The organism is Amaricoccus sp. B4 (assembly GCF_043226085.1).
GTDB lineage: Bacteria > Pseudomonadota > Alphaproteobacteria > Rhodobacterales > Rhodobacteraceae > Amaricoccus.
Genome location: NZ_CP171225.1, coordinates 1730584 through 1751147, shown reverse-complemented (window position 1 = coordinate 1751147; position 20564 = coordinate 1730584). Strand labels below are relative to the sequence as shown.

The 20564-nt window shown below is 64.6% G+C and carries 19 protein-coding genes; 13 read left to right on the top strand and 6 right to left on the bottom strand.

All coding sequences use genetic code 11. The features are described from left to right. Positions 1–15: 15 nt before the first annotated feature. The gene (locus tag ACF66B_RS08440; protein ID WP_111431555.1) at positions 16–1374 is read right to left on the bottom strand and encodes a GH1 family beta-glucosidase; all 1359 of its coding nucleotides are present in this window, start codon (positions 1372–1374) and stop codon (positions 16–18) included. Then, on the bottom strand, positions 1367–2404 hold the full coding sequence (locus ACF66B_RS08435) for a substrate-binding domain-containing protein (protein ID WP_111431556.1): 1038 nt from the start codon (positions 2402–2404) through the stop codon (positions 1367–1369). The genes ACF66B_RS08440 and ACF66B_RS08435 overlap by 8 nt, the downstream gene beginning before the upstream one ends. Positions 2405–2604: 200 nt before the next feature. Here ACF66B_RS08435 and ACF66B_RS08430 point away from each other — a divergent pair, with 200 nt between their 5' ends. The 10 genes from ACF66B_RS08430 to pgi all read left to right on the top strand — a co-directional run bounded on the left by ACF66B_RS08430 (position 2605) and on the right by pgi (position 14667). Continuing rightward, positions 2605–3948: an ABC transporter substrate-binding protein gene (locus ACF66B_RS08430; protein WP_111431557.1), complete on the top strand. Its 1344-nt coding sequence runs from the start codon at positions 2605–2607 to the stop codon at positions 3946–3948. Between the two features lie 87 nt (positions 3949–4035). Next, positions 4036–5028, top strand: a complete 993-nt coding sequence (locus ACF66B_RS08425; RefSeq protein ID WP_111431558.1) for a carbohydrate ABC transporter permease — start codon at positions 4036–4038, stop codon at positions 5026–5028. Position 5029: 1 nt separating this feature from the next. Further along, positions 5030–6181: a carbohydrate ABC transporter permease gene (locus ACF66B_RS08420; protein WP_111431559.1), complete on the top strand. Its 1152-nt coding sequence runs from the start codon at positions 5030–5032 to the stop codon at positions 6179–6181. 122 nt (positions 6182–6303) lie between these two features. Next, positions 6304–7392, top strand: coding sequence for a sn-glycerol-3-phosphate ABC transporter ATP-binding protein UgpC (locus ACF66B_RS08415; protein ID WP_111431560.1), 1089 nt, complete (start codon positions 6304–6306; stop codon positions 7390–7392). A gap of 82 nt (positions 7393–7474) precedes the next feature. Continuing rightward, positions 7475–8404 carry a carbohydrate kinase gene (locus ACF66B_RS08410; protein ID WP_111431561.1) on the top strand — a complete coding sequence of 310 codons (930 nt, stop codon included), beginning with the start codon at positions 7475–7477 and terminating at the stop codon, positions 8402–8404. Between the two features lie 16 nt (positions 8405–8420). Further along, positions 8421–9881, top strand: coding sequence for a glucose-6-phosphate dehydrogenase (gene zwf / locus ACF66B_RS08405; protein ID WP_111431562.1), 1461 nt, complete (start codon positions 8421–8423; stop codon positions 9879–9881). Beyond that, positions 9878–10567, top strand: coding sequence for a 6-phosphogluconolactonase (pgl, locus tag ACF66B_RS08400; protein ID WP_111431563.1), 690 nt, complete (start codon positions 9878–9880; stop codon positions 10565–10567). The genes zwf and pgl overlap by 4 nt, the downstream gene beginning before the upstream one ends. 21 nt (positions 10568–10588) lie before the next feature. Further along, on the top strand, positions 10589–12409 hold the full coding sequence (edd, locus tag ACF66B_RS08395) for a phosphogluconate dehydratase (RefSeq protein ID WP_111431564.1): 1821 nt from the start codon (positions 10589–10591) through the stop codon (positions 12407–12409). Beyond that, complete coding sequence (gene eda, locus ACF66B_RS08390; RefSeq protein WP_111431565.1) at positions 12409–13050, top strand: bifunctional 4-hydroxy-2-oxoglutarate aldolase/2-dehydro-3-deoxy-phosphogluconate aldolase; 642 nt, start codon at positions 12409–12411, stop codon at positions 13048–13050. The genes edd and eda overlap by 1 nt, the downstream gene beginning before the upstream one ends. 3 nt (positions 13051–13053) lie before the next feature. Then, positions 13054–14667, top strand: a complete 1614-nt coding sequence (gene pgi / locus ACF66B_RS08385) for a glucose-6-phosphate isomerase (RefSeq protein ID WP_111431566.1) — start codon at positions 13054–13056, stop codon at positions 14665–14667. A gap of 71 nt (positions 14668–14738) precedes the next feature. On the opposite strand, the gene ACF66B_RS08380 is transcribed toward pgi, so the two are convergent. Further along, positions 14739–15182, bottom strand: a complete 444-nt coding sequence (locus ACF66B_RS08380; RefSeq protein ID WP_111431567.1) for a universal stress protein — start codon at positions 15180–15182, stop codon at positions 14739–14741. Between the two features lie 36 nt (positions 15183–15218). On the opposite strand from ACF66B_RS08380, the gene ACF66B_RS08375 reads away from it, so the two are divergent. Next, positions 15219–15896, top strand: a complete 678-nt coding sequence (locus tag ACF66B_RS08375) for a pseudouridine synthase (protein WP_111431571.1) — start codon at positions 15219–15221, stop codon at positions 15894–15896. A gap of 382 nt (positions 15897–16278) precedes the next feature. Then, the gene (locus tag ACF66B_RS08370; protein ID WP_111432154.1) at positions 16279–17112 is read left to right on the top strand and encodes an IS5 family transposase; all 834 of its coding nucleotides are present in this window, start codon (positions 16279–16281) and stop codon (positions 17110–17112) included. Here ACF66B_RS08370 and ACF66B_RS08365 read toward each other — a convergent pair. Together ACF66B_RS08365 and hisI are read right to left on the bottom strand one after the other, a co-directional pair. Next, positions 17075–19132 (bottom strand): hypothetical protein, encoded by a 2058-nt coding sequence (locus ACF66B_RS08365; protein WP_392664651.1) that lies wholly within the window; start codon positions 19130–19132, stop codon positions 17075–17077. The genes ACF66B_RS08370 and ACF66B_RS08365 overlap by 38 nt on opposite strands. Positions 19133–19401: 269 nt before the next feature. Continuing rightward, positions 19402–19761 carry a phosphoribosyl-AMP cyclohydrolase gene (gene hisI, locus ACF66B_RS08360; protein ID WP_111431727.1) on the bottom strand — a complete coding sequence of 120 codons (360 nt, stop codon included), beginning with the start codon at positions 19759–19761 and terminating at the stop codon, positions 19402–19404. An 88-nt stretch (positions 19762–19849) separates the two neighbouring features. Here hisI and ACF66B_RS08355 point away from each other — a divergent pair, with 88 nt between their 5' ends. Further along, positions 19850–20296, top strand: a complete 447-nt coding sequence (locus ACF66B_RS08355) for an iron-sulfur cluster assembly scaffold protein (protein WP_111431728.1) — start codon at positions 19850–19852, stop codon at positions 20294–20296. Positions 20297–20432: 136 nt separating this feature from the next. Here the strand turns inward: ACF66B_RS08355 and ACF66B_RS08350 are convergent, their stop codons facing one another. After that, the gene (locus ACF66B_RS08350) at positions 20433–20555 is read right to left on the bottom strand and encodes a hypothetical protein (protein WP_392664648.1); all 123 of its coding nucleotides are present in this window, start codon (positions 20553–20555) and stop codon (positions 20433–20435) included. Positions 20556–20564 lie beyond the last annotated feature (9 nt).

Here is a 20564-nt window from a genome sequence, read left to right as displayed (position 1 = left end):
GAAGAATGAACGCCGCTACCTGGCCTCCTGCGCCGTGACTGGCTCCCGCTCCATCGCCCTGCGGAGCGCATGCCAGCTTGCCTTGGGGGTCCGCTCCAGCGTCTCGAAATCGACATGCACCAACCCGAAGCGCTTCTCGTAGCCGAAGGCCCATTCGTAGTTGTCGAGAAGGGACCAGATGAAATACCCCGCGAGCGGCACCCCTTCCGCTATCGCCTGCCGCGCTGCTCCGAGATGCGCCTCGAGATAGGCGATCCGTTCGCGATCCTCGAGGGGTGTCGCCGCCGCGAGCCCGTTCTCCGTCACCACGATCGGCAGCCGGCCGCTCGTGAGGTCTTTCAGCCGGGTGAGAAAATGGAGCAGGCCATCTGGGCAGATCTCCCAGCCCATATCGGTTGTCGGCAGCGGCCCGGGCGCCTCGCGAAGTCCTGGCCAGGGGCTCTCCGGGTTCGCCGCGAGCCGCTTGCAGGTGTAGTAGTTGATGCCGATCCAGTCGAGGTCCTGCCCGATCAGGGCCATGTCGTCCTGCCAGCCGTCCGGCATGTGCGGCCCGAGCCCCTCCAGAACATCCTCCGGATAGGCCCGCTCGAGCACGCCGCCGACAAACCAGCGGTTGTAGATCCCGTCATAGAGCCGCGCGGCGTGTTCCGATTCGGCGCTCTCGTCGGCGGGCAGCGCATATTCGAAGTTCATCACCGCGCCGAGATTGCCGAGCCCCAGCCCCCGCATCACCTCGATCGCCCGGCCATGGGCCAGCAGCACGTGATGCATCGCCCGTGCCGCAGCCCGGATGTCGCGCAGTCCCGGCGCGTGATGGCCGAGGAAGTGACTGAGCCAGGCGACGCACCAGGGCTCGTTGACCGGGGCCGTGGCGTGGATACGGTCCCCGAGCCGCGCCATCACCAGCGCGGTGTAATCGGCGAACCATCCCGCCACGTCGCGGTTCCGCCAGCCGCCGAGATCGGCCAGCGCCGCAGGAAGCTCCCAGTGATAGAGCGTCGCCCAGGGCGCGAGCCCGCGTGCGAGCATGCCGTCAACCAGCCGATCGTAGAAATCCAGCCCCTCTGCATTCGGTGTGCCGCGCCCCTCAGGCATCACGCGGGCCCAGGAGATCGAGAAGCGATAGGCATCGAGCCCCGCATCCCGCACGAGATCGAGATCCGCGGGCCAGCGGTGGTAGTGGTCGCAGGCGAGCCGTCCGTCCTCAGCCCGGACGGTGTTGCCCGGGGTCGCGGCGAACGTGTCCCAGTGCGAGGGGCCGGCGCCCCCGAATCGCGCGCCCTCGATCTGATAGGCCGAGGTCGCGGCGCCGAAGGTGAAGCCTTGCGGAAAATCGGCGCGGCGAAAGCCGAAGCCGGTCGTGGTGTCAGGCATGGGTCTGTCCTCTGGGCGCCGGCCCGGTCGAAAGGCCGAGGGTAAGCTCGACCTCCCAGAGCTCCTGGCGGGGGCCGCTTTCGGGGGTCGAGATCAGGTCGATGAGCATCCGTGCGGCTTGCCGCCCGGCGGCCCGTACCGAGGAGCGCGTTGCGGTGAAGAGCGGCACCTCCCCTGCGTTGGGCAGGAACGAGAGGTCGTCATCGTGGGTGGTGATGGAGAAATCCCGCCCCGCCTGGCGGCCGAGCTCGCGCATCGCCCGCAGCACACCATGGGCCGTGATGATCGAGGAGGTGAGGAACGCTGTCGGCGGATCGGCGAGCTGCATCATGCGGGTCGCCGCCGCGTAGCCCAGCGGCTCCGTCATCTCGCTCTGATGGGCGAGGTCGGTGTCGAAGGCGATCCCTGCCTCGATCAGCGCCTCTTCGTAGCCGAGGCGCCGCCGCGCGGCGAAGGAAAGCTGCTCCTGCCCGTTCAGCAGCGCGATTCGCCGGTGGCCGAGATGGGCAAGGAGCTCCGTCGCGCGGCGGAAGGCCCGGCGGTTGTTGATGTCGATCCAGGAATAGCCTGCCTCGTCGGGCCCGGTGCGGCCATGCACGAGAAAGGGCAGGCCGAGCTCGGCGAGCAGCTCGATGCGGAAATCGACGACCTTCGGTCCGGACACCAGAATCCCGTCCACCTTCCGCTGCCGCGCCATTTCCCGGTAGGCCTCGGCCTCCTGCTCGGCGGGCACGATCGAGAGCACGGTGTCGTAGCCCGCTGCCGAATAGGTCTCGCCGGCGCCGGCGAGAAAATCGGCAAAGACCGGGTTGATCATCTGGTGCTCGGCGATCGGAATCACGTGCCCGATGGCGAGCGTCCGGCCTGTGGCAAGCCGCCGCGCCACCTGGTTCGGGGCATAGCCATGCAACCGCGCCGCCTCTGCCACCCGTTCCCGCGTCGCGGCGCTCACCTCCGGATAGCCGTTGAGCGCACGGCTCACGGTCGTGGTGGAAAGGTCGAGGAGGTTTGCGAGCTCTCTCAGATTCATGGTGATCCAGCATTCAAAGCGCTTTGGATTTTGACAAGCCTTGTCCGGCCTGACAATGGGGTAGGGGGAATATTTTCGGCATTGCTTGACAGTTTCCGAGGGCTGTCGCATGGTTCGAGCATTCAAAGCGGTTTGGCATATGGGTCAAACTGGCAGTTCAACGCGGCCCGTTCGAGGCTGGAGGATTGGGGAGAAAACGCATGAGAGCGTGGTACTGCGCGAGCGCAGCGGCTGGATTGTCGCTGTTTGCCGGCGTCGCCGGAGCACAGGATCTGAAATTCGCGCCGGGTGAAGATGCGCGGTTCAACTGGGCGAGCTACGACGAATTTGCCGCAAGCCACGACCTCTCGGGGCAAACCCTGTCGATCTTCGGGCCCTGGCTTGGCCCCGACAAGGAACTCATCGAGAGCGTGCTTGCTTATTTCGAGGCGGCTACCGGCGCCGATGTGCGCTATGCGGGCTCCGACAGTTTCGAGCAGCAGATCGTGATCGATGCCCAGGCGGGTTCGGCCTCGAATATCGCGGTCTTCCCGCAGCCCGGCCTGCTCAAGGATCTCGCCGCCAAGGGACTTGTCACGCCGCTCGATTCCGCCACTGCCGACTGGGTGCGCGAGAATTACGCTGCTGGCGACTCCTGGGTCGATCTCGGCAGCACCAACGGCGAACTCTACGGCTTCTTCTACAAGGCCGACCTCAAGTCGCTCGTCTGGTATGTGCCCGAGAATTTCGAGGATGCGGGCTACGAGGTGCCGGAGACCATGGAGGATCTGCTCGCACTCTCGCAGCAGATCGTCGACGATGGCGGCACGCCTTGGTGCATCGGGCTCGGGTCGGGCGATGCAACCGGCTGGCCCGCCACCGACTGGGTCGAGGATCTGCTGTTGCGGCTCCAGTCGCCGGAAGTCTACGACGGCTGGGTAACCAACGAGATCCCCTTCGATGATCCGCGTGTGGTCGAGGCGATCGACGCCTTCGGCACCTTCGCGCGCAACGACGACTGGGTCGCAGGCGGCGCCGCTGCCGTTGCCACAACCGATTTCCGCGACAGCCCGCAGGGCCTCTTCCAGTCGCCGCCGGCCTGCTACCTGCACAAGCAGGCAAGTTTCATCCCGAGCTTCTTCCCTGCCGGAACCGAAGTCGGGCTCGATGCTGATTTCTTCTACTTCCCGGCCTGGGAGGAAAAGGATCTCGGCAAGCCGGTGCTCGGCGCCGGCACGGTCTTCGGGATCACCAACGACAGCCCCGCCGCGCATGCCTTCATCGATTTCCTCAAGACGCCGATCGCGCATGAGGTCTGGATGGCGCAGTCGGGCTTCCTCACACCGTTCAAGGGCGTCAATCTCGATGCCTATGCCACGGACAGCCAGAGGCAGATGGGCGAGATCCTGCTCGGTGCCACCACCTTCCGGTTCGACGCTTCCGACCTCATGCCGGGCCGAGTCGGCGCCGGGGCGTTCTGGACCGGCATGGTCGATTATGTCGGCGGCGAGGATGCCGAGGCGGTCGCGAAGAACATCCAGGGTGTCTGGAACGCACTGAACTGATCCCGGCAAACGGGACGGCTGCAAGCCCGCCGGGCGCCTGTCGAGGGTGCCCGGAAGGGCTCGGGCGGAAAAGGAGGGGAAGGGACGATGGGCCAGATTCTGTCCGCGCTTGGCGTGGTCATTCTCGGGGTCGCCGCATGTGCCGGCTATTTCTGGGGCAGCAACGTGATCCTCGACCGGATCTACCCGCCGCGCGGGCCGAACGCGGGGGCGAACATCATGAGGGCCAATACCATCCGGCCCTGGCTCTTCGTCGGCCCCGCGCTCTTCGCGCTCACCATCTACCTCATCTACCCGGTCTTCGCCTCGGTCTGGCTCTCGCTCCATGACCGCAGCGGCGAAACCTTCGTGGGCACGTCGAACTACACCTGGATGCTCAACGACCCCGAATTCCGCCAGAGCTTCCGCAACAACATGCTCTGGCTCCTGATCGTGCCCGCGGGCGCGACCTTCTTCGGCCTGCTCGCGGCGGCGGTCACCGACCGGATCTGGTGGGGCAACATCGCGAAATCCCTCATCTTCCTGCCGATGGCGATCAGCTTCATCGGCGCCTCGGTGATCTGGAAATTCATCTACGACTATCGCGGCGAGGGCCAGCCGGAGATCGGCCTCCTCAACGCCATCGTGGTGGGGCTGGGCGGCGAGCCGCACGCCTGGATCACCATGCCGTTCTGGAACAACGTTTTCCTCATGGTGATCCTGATCTGGATCCAGACCGGGTTCGCCATGGTGATCCTCTCCGCCGCGCTGCGCGGCATCCCGGAGGAGACCATCGAGGCGGCCGTGCTCGACGGCGCCTCGCCGCTGCAGATCTTCTTCAAGATCAAGGTGCCGCAGATCTGGGGCACCATCGCCGTGGTCTGGACCACGATCACCATCCTCGTGCTCAAGGTCTTCGACATCGTGCTCGCGATGACCAACGGGCAGTGGAACACCCAGGTGCTCGCCAACCTCATGTTCAACTGGATGTTTCGCGGCGGCGGCGATTTCGGCCGCGGGGCGGCGATCGCCGTCATCATCATGGTCCTCGTCATTCCGATCATGATCTGGAACATCCGCAACGCCTCGAAGGAGCAGTGAGATGGAAGGCATCGCCGGACGCAATCCGCTCGTCACCTGGCTCGTCCACATATCGGCGGCGCTGCTCGTCATCATCTGGACCGTGCCCACCATGGGGCTCTTCATCTCCTCGCTCCGCGACAAGGACCAGATCGCCGTCTCGGGCTGGTGGACAGCGCTCTCGGGCTCCGAGCAGAACCTCGTCGAGCGCACCGCGGCCCCTGACGAGGCGGTCGAGCGCGATGGGACATGGGTGCTCGAGGGCAATCTCTTCGGCGAGAACGAGGGAACGGTCTCGGCCTTCGGCTGGCGCGCCCAGGAGCCCGCGGCCTTCCAGCCCGGCGAGACGGCCGAGCTCCGCGGCGGCGAGACACTCACCGTTGAGAAGGACGGCACCTACATCCTCTCGAGCGTCGAGCAGCCCGAGGGCAAGCGCGGCCAGCGCATCTTCTTCACCTCGCTCCAGCCGCCGAAATTCACCCTCGACAACTATCGCAACGTGCTCTTCTCGCAAGGCATCGGGCGGTCCTTCATCAACTCGCTGACCGTCACCATCCCCTCGACCGTCATCCCGATCCTGATCGCGGCCTTCGCGGCCTATGCGCTCGCCTGGATGCCGTTCCCGGGGCGCGCGCTTCTGCTCGCGACCGTTGTGGGCCTTCTCGTCGTGCCGCTCCAGATGTCGCTCATCCCGCTCCTGCAGATGTACAACAGCGTCGGTGGTTTTCTCGGGGTGCCCGCCAAGACCTATGCCGGGATCTGGCTCGCCCATACCGGCTTCGGCTTGCCGCTCGCGATCTATCTGCTGCGGAACTACATGGCGGGGCTGCCGCGCGAGATCATAGAGAGCGCGCGCGTCGACGGTGCCTCGGATTTCGAGATCTTCGTGAAGATCATCCTGCCGCTCTCCTTCCCGGCGCTCGCCTCCTTCGCGATCTTCCAGTTCCTCTGGGTGTGGAACGATCTGCTGATCGCGATGGTCTTCCTCGGCAACAACGAGGAGCAGCTCGTGCTCACCGGCCGCCTGCGCGAACTGCTGGGCAGCCGCGGCGGCAATTGGGAGATCCTCACGGCCTCGGCCTTCGTGACCATCATCATCCCGCTGCTCGTGTTCATCACGCTCCAGCGCTACCTGGTCCGCGGGCTTCTGGCCGGCTCGGTGAAGGGGGGCTGAGACCGCGCGCGCCCATATCCTCCGTGCCGCGGCCATCGGGGCCGCGGACAGGGGGTGGGGGCGCCGGTCCCGAACGGATGCAGCAGACAGGCGAGAACAAGAATAGTGATTGGGGGAAATAGATGGCCGAACTCAAACTGACCAAGGTCGGCAAGGCCTACGGTCCCGTCGAGGTGCTCCGCGACATCGACCTCGATATCGACACGGGCGAGCTCATTGTCTTCGTCGGCCCCTCGGGCTGCGGCAAGTCGACGCTGCTGAGGATGATCGCAGGCCTCGAGCGCATCACCTCCGGCACGCTCGAGATCGACGGCAAGGCGATGAACGACGTGCCGCCCGCGCAGCGGGGCATCGCGATGGTCTTCCAGTCCTACGCGCTCTATCCGCACATGACGGTGCGCGACAACATGGCCTTCGGCATGAAGATCGCCAAGAAGCCCAAGGCCGAGATCGACGCCGCCGTCGACAAGGCCGCGAAGATGCTCCAGCTCACCCCGTATCTCGACCGCCTGCCCAAGGCGCTCTCTGGGGGGCAGCGCCAGCGCGTCGCCATCGGGCGGGCGATCGTGCGTGATCCCAAGGTCTTCCTCTTCGACGAGCCGCTCTCGAACCTCGACGCCGCGCTGCGCGTCGCCACCCGCATCGAGATCGCCCAGCTCAAGGAGCGGATGCCGGAATCGACGATGATCTACGTGACCCACGACCAGGTCGAGGCCATGACGCTCGCCACACGGATCGTGGTGCTCAATGGCGGCAATATCGAACAGGTCGGGCCGCCCCTCGAGCTCTACGAGCGTCCCGCGAATGTGTTTGTCGCCCGCTTCATCGGCTCGCCCTCGATGAACATCTTCGAGGGCCGGATCACCGGCACCGGCGCCCAGACCCGCGTCGAGCTCGACCAGGGCGGCGGCGCCGTGGTGCCGGTGGCGAGCGGTGAGCGCGACATGGGCTCGAGCGTAAAGCTCGGTGTCCGCTCGGAAGATCTCGTGCCGACCACCGGCGAGGCGCTCATCGAGGGCCGTGTGGAAATCGTCGAGGGGCTTGGCGAAACGACGCTGCTGCATCTCGAAAGGGTGGGCGAGGCCGAGCCGACGATCGCGAAGCTGCCGGGCATCCACAGCATCTCGCGGCACGAGACGGTGCGCCTTGGCGCCGATCCGGCAAAGCTGCACCTCTTCGATGTGAAAGGGCGGTCCTTCCATTATCGCTGATCCGATGTCTGTGGGGGGTTGAATAAATCACGTAGACTGATTTATAAGCCTCGCAACAACAAGACTGGGGAGGATTCGGCTGATGTTCCTTGTGTGCGGAGAAGCGCTTTTCGACTTCTTTCTGGAGCGGGAGCAGGGGCCGGGTCAGGCGAGCTATGATGCTCGCGCCGGCGGCTCGCCCTTCAACGTGGCGATCGGGCTTGCGCGTCTTGAGCGCTCCGTGGGGCTCCTGACCGGGCTCTCGACCGATCTCCTCGGTCAGCGGCTGCGCCAGGTGCTCGAGGCGGAATCGGTCTCGACCCGCTATTCGGTCTCCACCGCGCGGCCGACGACACTCAGCCTCGTCGGTCTCGATACCGCCGGTGTGCCCGCCTACCAGTTCTACGACGCCAATTCCGCGGGCTCCGGCATGACCGATGTCGAGGTGCCCGAGATCGGGCCGGAGGTCACGGGCTTCCACTTCGGCTCGTTCTCGCTGGTGGCCGAGCCGGCGGCGGATGCCTTCGCGTCTCTCGCCCGGCGCCATAAGGATCTCTTCATCTCGCTTGACCCGAACATCCGCCCGACCGTCGAGCCGGACATGGCCGTCTGGCGCCGCCGCCTCGCCGGGCTCTATCCGCTCGCCAATCTCGTGAAGATCAGCGCCGAGGATCTCGAGCTCCTGCATCCGGGCCGAACGGCTGAGGATTTTGCCGCGGAGGGTCTGGCCAACGGAGTTCAGCTCGTTATTGTCACCGACGGGGGCGAACAGGCGAGAGGCTGGATGGCCGGTGGGGTGAGCGCAAGCGCGACGCCGCCAAAGTCCGAGGTGGTCGACACCGTCGGAGCCGGCGACACCTTCCAGGCAGCCCTTCTCGCCACGCTTCTGCGCGGGCCGCAGGGTCCGGCCGAAACACTCGGCGCGATGGACCGGGAGGGTCTGGCCGCGATGCTCGCCTTCGCCGCCCGCGCCGCCGCTGTAACATGTACCCGTCGCGGCGCCGATCTGCCGCGCGCTTCAGAACTTGTGTGAGGAGAAGGAAGCCAGGATGGTCTCCACCGTCATTCCCGTTCCGTCCTTCGATCTGGTGATCTTCGGCGCCACCGGCGATCTTGCCCGGCGCAAGATCCTGCCGAGCCTCTACCGCCGGCTCGCCGTGCAGCAGATGCCGTCGGACGCCCGGGTCATCGGTGCCGCGCGCTCCAAGATGAGCCGCAGCGAATTCCGCAAGATGATTTCCGACGCGCTGACCGAATTCGTCGAGCCGAAGCTGCTCAACCCCGCCACCGTCGAGACCTTCCTCGGCTGCATCGACTACGTGATGGTGGATGCGACCGGCACCAACGGCTGGTCCTCGCTCGCCAAGAAGCTCGAGGAACGCCCCGAGGTCACCCGCGCCTTCTACCTCTCCGTCGCGCCCTCGCTCTTCGAGCAGATCGCCGCCAAGCTCTCCGAAAGCGGCATCGCCACGCCCGAAAGCCGGATCGTGATCGAGAAGCCGCTCGGCCACGACCTCGCCTCGGCCATGAAGCTCAACGCCTCGCTCGCCCGCAGCTTCGACGAGGGCCAGATCTACCGGATCGACCATTATCTCGGGAAGGAGACGGTCCAGAACCTGATGGCGATCCGCTTCGCCAACGCGCTCTTCGAGCCGCTCTGGAACTCGGGCTTCGTCGAGCATGTGCAGATCACCGTGGCCGAGAGCGTCGGCGTCGAGGGGCGGGGCAGCTACTACGACCACTCCGGCGCCATGCGCGACATGGTGCAGAACCACATGATGCAGCTCCTCTGCCTCACGGCCATGGAGCCGCCCTCCCGCTTCGACCCCGACGCGGTGCGCGACGAGAAGCTCAAGGTGATCCGTGCGCTCGACCCGCTGAAGATCGGCGACACCGTGCGCGGCCAGTATCGCGCCCGGGGCAACGAGGGAAGCTATCACGACCACGTCGGCAACCCTCAGAGCCGCACCGAGAGCTATGTCGCGATCCGCGCGCATATCTCGAACTGGCGCTGGTCCGGCACCCCCTTCTACCTCCGCACCGGCAAGAAGCTCGGCGCGCGGATGTCCGAGATCGCCGTGGTGTTCAAGCACCCGCCGCACACGATCTTCCCGCAGGTGGACGATCTCAAGGGCAACGCCCTCATCATCCGCCTCCAGCCCGACGAGGGCATCACCATGCGGGTGACGATCAAGGAGCCCGGCCCGGGCGGCATGCGCCTCGTCGAGGTGCCGCTCGACATGACCTTCGCCGATGCGCTGGGCGAGGACGGTGGCACGATGCCCGAGGCCTACGAACGCCTCATCATGGACGTGATCCGCGGTGACCAGACCCTCTTCATGCGCGGCGACGAGGTCGAGGCCGCCTGGGCCTGGACAGATCCGGTCATCGATGCCTGGGCCGAGAGCGGCTCGAAACCGCTGCCCTACGATCCCGGCAGCGGCGGGCCGGTGGACGCCTACAAGCTCACCTCGCTCGACGGGCACCTCTGGCGCGAGATCACCACATGAGCGAAGCGGCCTTCACCCCCTATCCCGACCGCGACTCGCTGATGCGCGGGCTGGCCGAGCTCGTCGCCGACCAGCTCCGCGCCGCGGTGGCGACCAAGGGCCGGGCAACGCTCGCCGTGCCCGGCGGCACCACTCCGGGCCCGTTCCTCACATGGCTCTCCGAGGCCGATCTCGGCTGGGAGAATGTCGCGGTCATCCTCACCGACGAGCGCCAGGTGCCGGAAACCAGCGAGCGCTCCAACACCAGACTGGTGCGCGAGACGCTGATGCAGAACGCGGCCATCGCGGCGACGCTCGTCGATTTTCTCGGTGCCGACGGCACGGACGAGGCGCTCGCCGCGATCCGTGACCGCCTCGCGCCGGTCCTGCCGATCGACGTGCTCGTGACCGGCATGGGCGGGGACATGCACACCGCCTCGCTCTTCCCCGATGCGCCGGAACTTGCCGCGGCCCTCGATCCCGACGCGCCGATCCTCCTCGGGATCAGCCCCGCGGGTCAGCCCGAGGCGCGCCTCACCCTTACCGCCCCCGTCCTCAGCGCGGCCGCCGCCGCGCATGTCCTCATCACCGGCCCCGAGAAGAAGGCGGCCCTCGAGCATGCGCTCGCGGATGGCCCTGCCGCCGAGGCCCCCATCCGCGTCGTCCTGTCGGCGCCGTGCCCCGTCACGGTGCACTATGCCGACTGACGGCCCTGCCAGGAGTTCGACATGAGCCTGAACGCAACCGTCGCCCAAGTCACCGACCGCATCGTCGAGCGGTCGAAACCCCTCCGGCGGCCCTATCTCGACCGCATGGCGCGGGCACGCGACGAGGGTCCGAAACGCGCCCATCTCACCTGCGGCAACCAGGCGCATGCCTATGCCGCGATGGGGTCGCGCGACAAGAAGTCGCTTGCCACCACCAGCGCCGGCAATCTCGGCATCATCACCGCCTACAACGACATGCTCTCGGCGCATCAGCCCTACGAGACCTATCCCGATCTCATCCGGCGCGCGGCCCGCGCGGCGGGCGGCACGGCACAGGTCGCGGGCGGCGTCCCGGCGATGTGCGACGGGGTGACGCAGGGCCAGGCGGGCATGGAGCTTTCGCTCTTCTCCCGCGACGTGATCGCCATGGCCGCGGGCGTCGCGCTCAGCCACGACGTGTTCGATGCGACCGTCTATCTCGGCGTCTGCGACAAGATCGTGCCGGGGCTCGTGATCGCCGCGGCGACCTTCGGCCACCTTCCGGCCGTCTTCCTGCCCGCCGGCCCGATGACATCGGGCATCCCCAATGACGAGAAATCGCGGGTGCGCCAGCAGTTCGCCACCGGCGAGGTCGGCCGCGACAAGCTGATGGAGGCCGAGATGGCCTCCTACCACGGTCCCGGCACCTGCACCTTCTACGGCACCGCCAACACCAACCAGATGCTGATGGAGTTCATGGGGCTCCACCTCCCCGGGTCCTCCTTCGTCAATCCGGGCACGCCGCTCCGCGAGGCGCTCACCGTCGAGGGGGCGAAGCGCGCCCTCGCGATCTCCGCGCTCGGCAACCAGTATACCCCCGCCTGCGACGTGCTCGACGAGCGGGCCTTCGTGAACGGCATCGTCGGCCTCAATGCCACCGGCGGCTCGACCAACCTGCTCATCCACCTCATCGCCATGGCGCGCGCGGCGGGCATCGTGCTCGACTGGCAGGATTTCGCGGAGCTCTCCGACGTGACCCCGCTGATGGCGCGGGTCTATCCCAACGGCCTCGCCGACGTGAACCATTTCCACGCCGCGGGCGGGCTCGGCTACATGATCGGCGAGCTGCTCGAAGACGGCCTGCTGCACCCCGACACCCGCACCGTCGCGGGCGAGGGGCTCGGGCGCTACACCGAGGAGCCGAAGCTCATCGACGGCGCGCTGGTCTGGGACAAGGGCGCGGGGGAAAGCCTCAACGACAAGATCCTGCGCCCCGCCTCCGATCCCTTCCAGCCCACCGGCGGCCTCCGCCGCCTCACCGGCAATCTCGGCACCGGCGTGATGAAGGTTTCCGCCGTCGCGCCCGAACGCCATGTGATCGAGGCGCCCGCCCGCGTCTTCCACGACCAGGAAGAGGTGAAGGCCGCCTTCAAGGCCGGCGAGTTCACCTCCGACACCGTCGTCGTCGTCCGCTTCCAGGGCCCGAAGGCCAATGGCATGCCGGAGCTTCACAGCCTGACACCGGTCCTGGCGGTGCTGCAGGATCGCGGCCTCAAGGTCGCGCTGGTGACCGATGGCCGCATGTCCGGCGCGTCCGGCAAGGTGCCCTCGGCGATCCATGTGAGCCCCGAGGCGCTCGATGGCGGCCCGCTCGCGCTGCTGCGCGACGGCGATCTCGTGCGGGTCGATGCCGCAAGCGGTGCGCTCGATGTGCTGACGCCCGGCGTCTTCGACCGCCACCCGGTCCGCGCCGATCTGTCGGGCAATGAAACCGGCACCGGACGCGATCTCTTTTCCACCTTCCGCCGCGCGGTCGGCCCGGCCGAGGCCGGCGCCTCGAGCCTGATTTCGGAGATGCACTGATGACCCCTGAGGAAGCTTCGGCCACCGCGCGCGAGGTCTGCGGCCTCGCCCCCGTGATCCCCGTTCTCGTGATCGAGGATGTCGCCCATGCGGTGCCGCTCGCGGAAGCGCTCGTCGCCGGCGGCCTGCCCGCGCTCGAGGTGACGCTCCGCACGCCCGCGGCGCTCGACGTGATCCGCGCCATGGCCTCGGTCGAGGGCGGCATGGTCGGGGCAGGCACCTTGCTCACGCCTGAGGATGTGCGCGCCGCCAAGGAAGCGGGCGCGCGCTTCGGCGTCTCTCCCGGCATTACCGACCGGCTGGTCGCTGCCTGCGAGGAGGCCGACCTGCCGCTCCTCGGCGGTGTCGCCACCGTCGGCGAGGCCATGGGCATGCTCGAGCGCGGCTACAACGTCTGCAAGTTCTTCCCCGCCGAGGCCAATGGCGGTGCGAAGGCGCTGAAGGCCTTCGCCGGTCCCCTGCCGCAGATGAATTTCTGCCCCACCGGCGGCGTCACGCCGGAGAATGCGAAGGACTACCTCTCGCTTCCCAACGTCCTCTGTGTCGGCGGCTCCTGGATCGCCAGCAGCGACCTTGTAAACGCCGGGAAATGGTCGGAAATAGAAGAACGTGCTCGGGTGGCGAGCGGTCTGAAAGGGTAAACCATGCGCGAAAGGACGGAGATCTGGCAGGATCTCGAGGCATCGCTGGGCAAGATCGGTGCCCGCCGCATCGAGGACCTGTTCGACGCCAATCCCGACCGGTTCGAGGAGTTCTCCGCCCGCCTGGGCGACATGCTCTTCGACTTCTCGAAGACCAATATCGATTCCCGCGTGCTCACGCGCCTCGTCGAGCTGGCCGAGGCCTGCGGCGTCGCGGCCCGGCGCGACGCGATGTTCGCGGGCGAGAAGATCAACACCACGGAAAAGCGCGCGGTGCTCCATGTCGCGCTCCGCAATCGCGCCAACACCCCGATCTTCGTCGACGGCCACAACGTGATGCCCGACGTCAACGATGTGCTCGACCGGCTCTCGGCCTTCGCCCGCGGCATCCGCGACGGCTCCATCGCCGCCTCCGACGGCAAGCCCTTCACCGATGTCGTGAACATCGGCATCGGCGGCTCCGACCTCGGCCCGGTCATGGCGACGCTGGCGCTCGCGCCCTATCACGACGGCCCGCGCCTCCACTACGTCTCCAACGTCGACGGCGCCCATGTCCATGACGTGCTGAAGGGCCTCGACCCGGCGCGAACCCTTGTCATCATCGCCTCGAAGACCTTCACCACCATCGAGACGATGACCAACGCCCGCACCGCGCAGGCCTGGATGAAGGCCGCCCTCGGCAGCGATGCCGCCGACAGCCACTTCGCCGCCGTCTCGACCGCGATGGACAAGACCGCCGACTTCGGCATCGACCCGGCCCATGTCTTCGGCTTCTGGGACTGGGTCGGCGGCCGCTACTCGGTCTGGGGCGCGGTCGGCCTGCCGCTGATGATCGCCATCGGCCCGGAGAACTTCGTCGAATTCCTGCGCGGCGCCCACGAGATGGACCGCCACTTCGCCGAAGCGCCGCTCTCGCAGAACCTCCCCGTCCTGCTCGCCCTCGTCGGCATCTGGCACCGCAACGTCTGCGGCTACCAGTCCCGCGCCGTGCTGCCCTACGACCAGCGCCTCTCGCGCCTGCCGGCCTATCTCCAGCAGCTCGACATGGAATCGAACGGCAAGGGCGTGAACCTCAAGGGCGCGACGCTCCCCCGCGCCAGCGGCCCGATCGTCTGGGGCGAGGCGGGCACCAACGGCCAGCACGCCTTCTACCAGCTCATCCACCAGGGCACCAACGTGATCCCCTGCGAGTTCCTCGTCGCCGCCAACGGCCACGAACCCGAGCTCCGCCACCACCACGAGCTGCTGCTCGCCAACTGCCTTGCGCAGTCCGAAGCCCTGATGAAGGGCCGCAACCTCGCTGCGGCCATGGAAACGGTGAAGGACCCGGCTCTCGCCCCCCACAAGGTCTTCCCGGGCAACCGCCCCTCGACCACGCTCATCTATGCCAAACTCGACCCGGCCACCTTCGGCCGCATCGTGGCGCTCTACGAGCACCGCGTCTTCGTCGAGGGCACGATCTGGGGCATCAACTCCTTCGACCAGTGGGGCGTCGAGCTCGGCAAGGAACTCGCCACCGCCCTCCTGCCGCTCATCCAGACCGGCGAAGGCGTCGCCGGGAAGGACGGCTCGACCGCGGGCCTCCTCGGCGCGCTGAAGGCGCTCTCGTCCTCCTGAGGCCGGCCAGCCGCCACAGCCTCGCGCGCTTCAGGCCGGACACCCCGGCCTGAAGCCGCACACCTTGCGCCTCAGAACGCCAGCAGCTTCGTGCGCTCCACGATCACCGTGCACTGCGCATGGCGCACCACGCGCGCTGCCGTCGAGCCGATGAGGTAGTCGCGGAAGTCCGGCCGGTGCGAGCCCAGCACGATCGCATCGGCCTTCATCATCTCGGCCACGCGCAGGATCTCGGGCGAGGGGCTGCCCTCGTCGAGGATCGCCTTGCCGTGCGCCACACCGGTCCGCTCCAGCAGATCCTGGAGCGCGCCGAGCGCCGCATCGCGATTCTCCTTCAGCCGGTCCTGGAACGCCTGCTCGCGCACATAGCCCGCGATATAGCTCGGCAGTGGCTCGATCACCGACATGACCGTGATCTGCCCGCCCTCGTCCAGAAGCGTCTTGGCAACCTCGACCATGCGGTCGGCGACTTCGCCATGGGCCGGGTCGACGGGCACGAGGATGTTCTTGTACATGGGGGGATGCTCCCTTCAGGATTTATGGGCCAATACATGCAACGGAAACCGGCGGTTGGGATTGATGCAGATCACGGGATACCGCTGCTCGCGCCAGAGATGATGATCCACAGCGATACACATCTCCTGATCCTGAACAAGCCCTCGGGCCTCCTCAGCGTTCCGGCCAAGCCGCCGGGGCCGCAGGATTGCCTGGAGGCGCGGGCGAAGGCGAGCGATCCCGGCGCGCTCCTCGTCCACCGCCTCGACATGGACACCTCCGGCATCATGGTCTTTGCCCGCACAAAGCTCGCGCAGCGCCACCTCAACTGGCAGTTCGAGCGGCGCCAGGTCCGCAAGACCTACATCGCCCGCGTCGCCGGGGTGATCGAGGCCGACGAGGGCCGCGTCGAGCTCCCGCTCATCTGCGACTGGCCCAACCGCCCGCTGCAGATGGTCTGCTTCGAGCGCGGCCGCGCGGCGCTGACCGACTGGCGTGTGCTCGCGCGCGAGGCGAACGCCACCCGCGTCGAGCTCCGCCCCCGCACCGGCCGCAGCCACCAGCTCCGCGTGCACATGAAGGCGATCGGCCACCCGATCCTCGGCGACAAGTTCTACGCCCCGCCCGACGTCCTCGCCGCCGCCCCCCGCCTCCAGCTCCACGCCCAGACCCTCACCTTCATGCACCCCGACGGCGGTGCCTGGACCACGTTCGAGGCGGCGGTGCCGTTTTGAGGGAACTGGAGTCTCGGATCGGGCGGCGTCCAGATCTTATACTTCGGGCATAGTATAAATTAAGGCTATGGCTACTTGCGGGAACTGCTCTCTACCCAACGTGTCTTTCGACGTCTAGATCGCTGCGCCCCTATTACGCCAGCGCCTTCACATCCGCATATAGTTGGCGCAAATGGGTCTCACCCATGTCAATGATCGGCTCGTACATGAACGAATTGAGATGGATGTTCTCAGGCGTCATGAGCGCGACGCGATCTAAGATGCCGATAGCTGCCACCTCGCTTGCAAACTGCTTCTTGAACTTAGAGCCCACCCGGAAAAGAGTTGAGCGTCTTCAGTTGGTTGTGGTTCCGTTCGGTTTGCACGCTGAATGGAGCCGACAATGCCCTGGACTGAAGCCGCTCGACGGGAGTATCGGCGGGAATGCCCGCGTTATGCAAGCGACCTGTTGGATCGGGAATGGGCGTTGATCGAACCTTTCCTGCCACCGCCGAGCCGCCTCGGTCGCCCGCGCACGACGGATCTGCGCGAAGTGATGAATGCGTTGCTCTACATCGCTTCCACGGGGTGTCAGTGGCGTATGCTGCCGAAGGAGTTTCCTCCGGTCTCGACGGTGCAGGGCTATTTCTACGACTGGCGTGACAGCGGCCTGCTGCAGACGATCCGTTTCGCGCTGACGATGGAGACCCGGGACCTGGAGGGGCGGGAAGCCAGTCCGAGCGCGGGCGTGATCGACTCCCAAACCGTGAAAACCACTGAAAGCGGGGGGATTTCCGGTTTCGATGCCGGCAAGAAGGTCAAGGGGCGCAAGCGCCATATTGTCGTGGACACCTTGGGCCTGCTCTTCGGAGTAGTCGTTCATTCCGCCGATATCCAGGATCGGGACGGGGCGCCGGCGGTGCTCAGGACGATCCGCCATGCCTGTCCCTGGCTCCGTCACATCTTCGCCGACGGGGGCTATGCCGGACCGAAGCTGCGCGGCGCGCTCAGACACATGGGCGAGTGGACGGTCGAGATCATCAAGCGCTCTGACACCGCAGACGGCTTCGAGGTCTTGCCACGCCGCTGGGTCGTTGAACGGACCTTCGCCTGGCTCGGTCGATGCCGCCGTCTCGCCAAAGATTGGGAGAAATCCGTCGCCTCCGCCGAGGCCTGGATCAACATCGCCCATATCCGTCTCACAACCAGGCGCCTCGCAAGGTATTGCTATGTTTGACTGAGTTTTGAATCAGGCTCTTAGAGAGCAATTTCTGCGTCTGATTTGATGCAATTCCCGCAAGGAAAGCTTCATCCGCAATTTTTTCCGCCATATAGCGCTCCGCGCGCATCCTGATCGCCAGCGATAGCACCACCTTGCTCAAGAGGAGCAACCCTGGAGGTCGTGCCTCAGCAGCGTCACCCACCTCGTCAATCAGATCAATCACCTTCTTTTCAGGTTCATGGGACGCGCCGCACTCATCGCACTCTTTTCTAAATATGTCATCGAGATCGGCTACTTTCAGAGTGTCCGTGTCACGCTTCCAGTGAACCATTGATGTAAGGGTGATGTAATGCGCGGCGGTCTCGCCTCGGCTGAATTCCACCAAGTTGCGGAGAAATGGAATGCAGGCAACCTTTTTCGCGTCATCTAGGAAGAACCAGCCCTTCCAGTCTTTCACGAAGATGTTCTTGATACCCGACGCCTTCTCAAGAACGATGCCGGTGTCCGACTTTTGAGCCATCAGGCAATTGCTGTAAGTGACAAAACGCCCTTCGATTGTCCGCAAAAAATCAAAATTGTGCGTCAAGATAATCTGTTTAAAAATATCATTTTCGCTAATGTCGCGAAGATACTGAACAATCGCATATTTGTTCTGATAATCAAATGAATCTGCGATGTCATCTACTACGATCAGAGTGTCCTGTTTGTTTTCCACCCTTGTCTGAATTTCGAAGATCACGTTTAAAATGTAGAGGGCCTTGCGCTCCCCTGTGCTCAGAGCCTGAAGGAGGTTTTTACGATCAATCTCGACGGGGCCGTCTCCATCGTCGTAGGTAAAGCCGAGATCAATGAAATCCTCTCTGCCAAGTATGACTTTGGTTTTGTTTTTCGCCTCCAGCTTGAATGGCACACTGAAGCGGCTATTAAATATGTCGATAGCCTCTTGCCACTTGGTTGCCTGCTTGCTGGCTTCATCCTCGATTTCTTTCTTGCGGACCTCTGCTTTTTCGTATGTCTCCATGAGCGCGAGATAAGCCTCCTCGTGCTTCTTTAAGTATGATTTCAGGACGTTTTCCTTGAAGAGGTCGAGATTGTCGAGATGTGGAAGTATGTGCTCGTTTCTCTGAAGATATGTCCGCAATGAGCGAACATCAACGTTCTTTCCTAGCTGCTTATCAACAGCATCGAACGCCTTTCGAAGTTTGTTATCTTTGAGTATATCATTTTTTTCTTTTGTAATTAGGTCAACAAGCTGTTCCTGATTTTTGATCTCAATACTCTTATCTACAGACCTGAGCGTTGCTGTGTGTCCAGCCCTGAAGAAGCCGTTTGCGTTAAGATTTCTCGCGATCTCCTCTGCGTTATAATAGTCGAATGTTCCTTTTTGAAAGTAGGTGGATTTATCTAGAAGTTCATTGTATCTTGTAATGTAATCCTCAACGAGCTTGCCAAGATCTTTGGTTTTGAGTGCGTTCAACACCTTTTCGCCGAAGATCACATCGTAATTGACCTCAGCAAACGGAGCGTCTGTCTGCTTTGTGAGTTCGGCTTTAATGCGGGTCAATGCTCCCTCAAGGTCATCGCTCGTCTTCATGAACGCGCTGGAGATTTCCCGCTCGAGGTTGGCCCTCGATCCGGCCTGCTTCTTCACGAGATCTAGTAGCGTGCCTTTCGCCTTCTCCGTGTCGGAAACAAGCTTCGCGTACTCCTCCCGCCGGCCTGCGTCGACAAGCAGGGTACAAGTTCTCTCCGATAGGCCAAATTCTTCGTCGTAGGGGAGGACGACCAAGACGCGATCCATCGCTATCGCCTGACCATCCTCATCAACTACAATGCACTTGGCTTCCCGTTCAGGATATATGCGGTCGCCTGGCTGATTGCCTCCTTGCAAGTCTTTGAAAGTCTTTGCCAGTGACGATTTCATCATGCCATTGGGTGCATAGATTGCGTATGCGCTGCGCTTCTCGAAATCGAAGTCGTACTTTAGCGTCCTTATGCCATAGCAGTGCTCAAGCTCGACTTTGACGCACTTCATCCCTTTATCTCCTCAGGCCAGCCGAGATGGCATCATGGCGGCTTGGCGAGATGCGGTAAAGCGGAGCATGGACGTAATCTATGCTATAAAAAGTGAATAGAGGGGCCGACTGGACCGCTTGTTCAATGCCTGCGCTCTCGCGGCGCTGAAATGCCCGTCAAACATAGTTTTAATGATATGTTTACCACTTTATTCAAACAAATCAGTGCGTTGATTTGCTTTTCACGGTGAAACGCCCTGTTTTCACCGTGAGGCCGACCCCGGAAAACTCAGGCCATCGGCTCGGAGAGGATCACTTCCTCCCCGTCCCGCAGGGCCGTGTAGAAGCAGCTCCGGCGGTTGGTGTGGCAGGCGGGCCCGGTCTGCTCGACGATCAGCAGCAGGCAGTCCCGGTCGCAGTCGATCCGGAGCTCGATCAGCCGCTGGAGGTGCCCCGAGGTCGCCCCCTTCCGCCAGAGCTCGCCTCGCGAGCGCGACCAGTAGGTCACCTCTCCGGTCTCGAGCGTGACCCCGAGGCTTTCGGCATTCATCCAGGCCATCATGAGGATTTCCCCGCTCCGATCCTGGGCGATGGCGGGGATCAGGCCCTGCGCGTTGAAACGGAGGCTTGCGGGGTCGAAGGCGGGCATGGAAAGGTCCTCCTTTCGGAGCCCTTTTCGGGCGTGAGGTTTCGGCCTATCTAGGGGAGGAGGTCCGGGAATGCAAAGGGACGCGCCCATGAGTGGCAACGAAGATCTGGTAAAGCTCTACTCTGGGCGCATTCTTGCGCTGGCGGCCGACATTCCGCATGCCGAGCGTCTGGCCGAGCCACAGGTGACGTCAAAAAAACGCTCCCCCCTCTGCGGCTCGACCGTGACCGTCGATCTCGTGCTCGAGAACGGCCGGATCAAGGATTTCGGCCAGGACGTGAAGGCCTGCGCCCTCGGCCAAGCCTCGGCCGCCATCCTCGGCCAGCAGGCCATCGGCCGGACCCGCGAGGAGATCGAGCGCGCCCGGGACCAGCTCAAGGCCATGCTCAAATCCGAGGGCCCGATCCCCGATGCCCCGTTCGAGGGCTACGAGGTTCTCCTGCCCGCGCGGGACTACAAGAACCGCCACGCCTCGATCCTGCTTGCCCTCGAGGCCACCCTGGCGGCCTTCGACGAGGCCTGCGCCTCGGTCTGAGGGCTTCCGGAAAATCAGGGAAAAGGGACGCCGCACTCGTTCGGGAGATGCGGCGCCCAGGTATCGGCGCCCTTTCGGCAGGTTCCAGAGGAACAGGCAGCGGATCTGGAACAGGCGCCGCAGACGGTCCCGACCCTCAGTACTGGGCCGGCAGGCAGAACATTGCGATAATGGCGGAACAGATCACCGCGAGGCCCAGAACCTCTCGGATCAGAACGTCGAGATCGGTAGTCAGAAGCAGGCGAATGGCGTCTCGCATGGACTTATC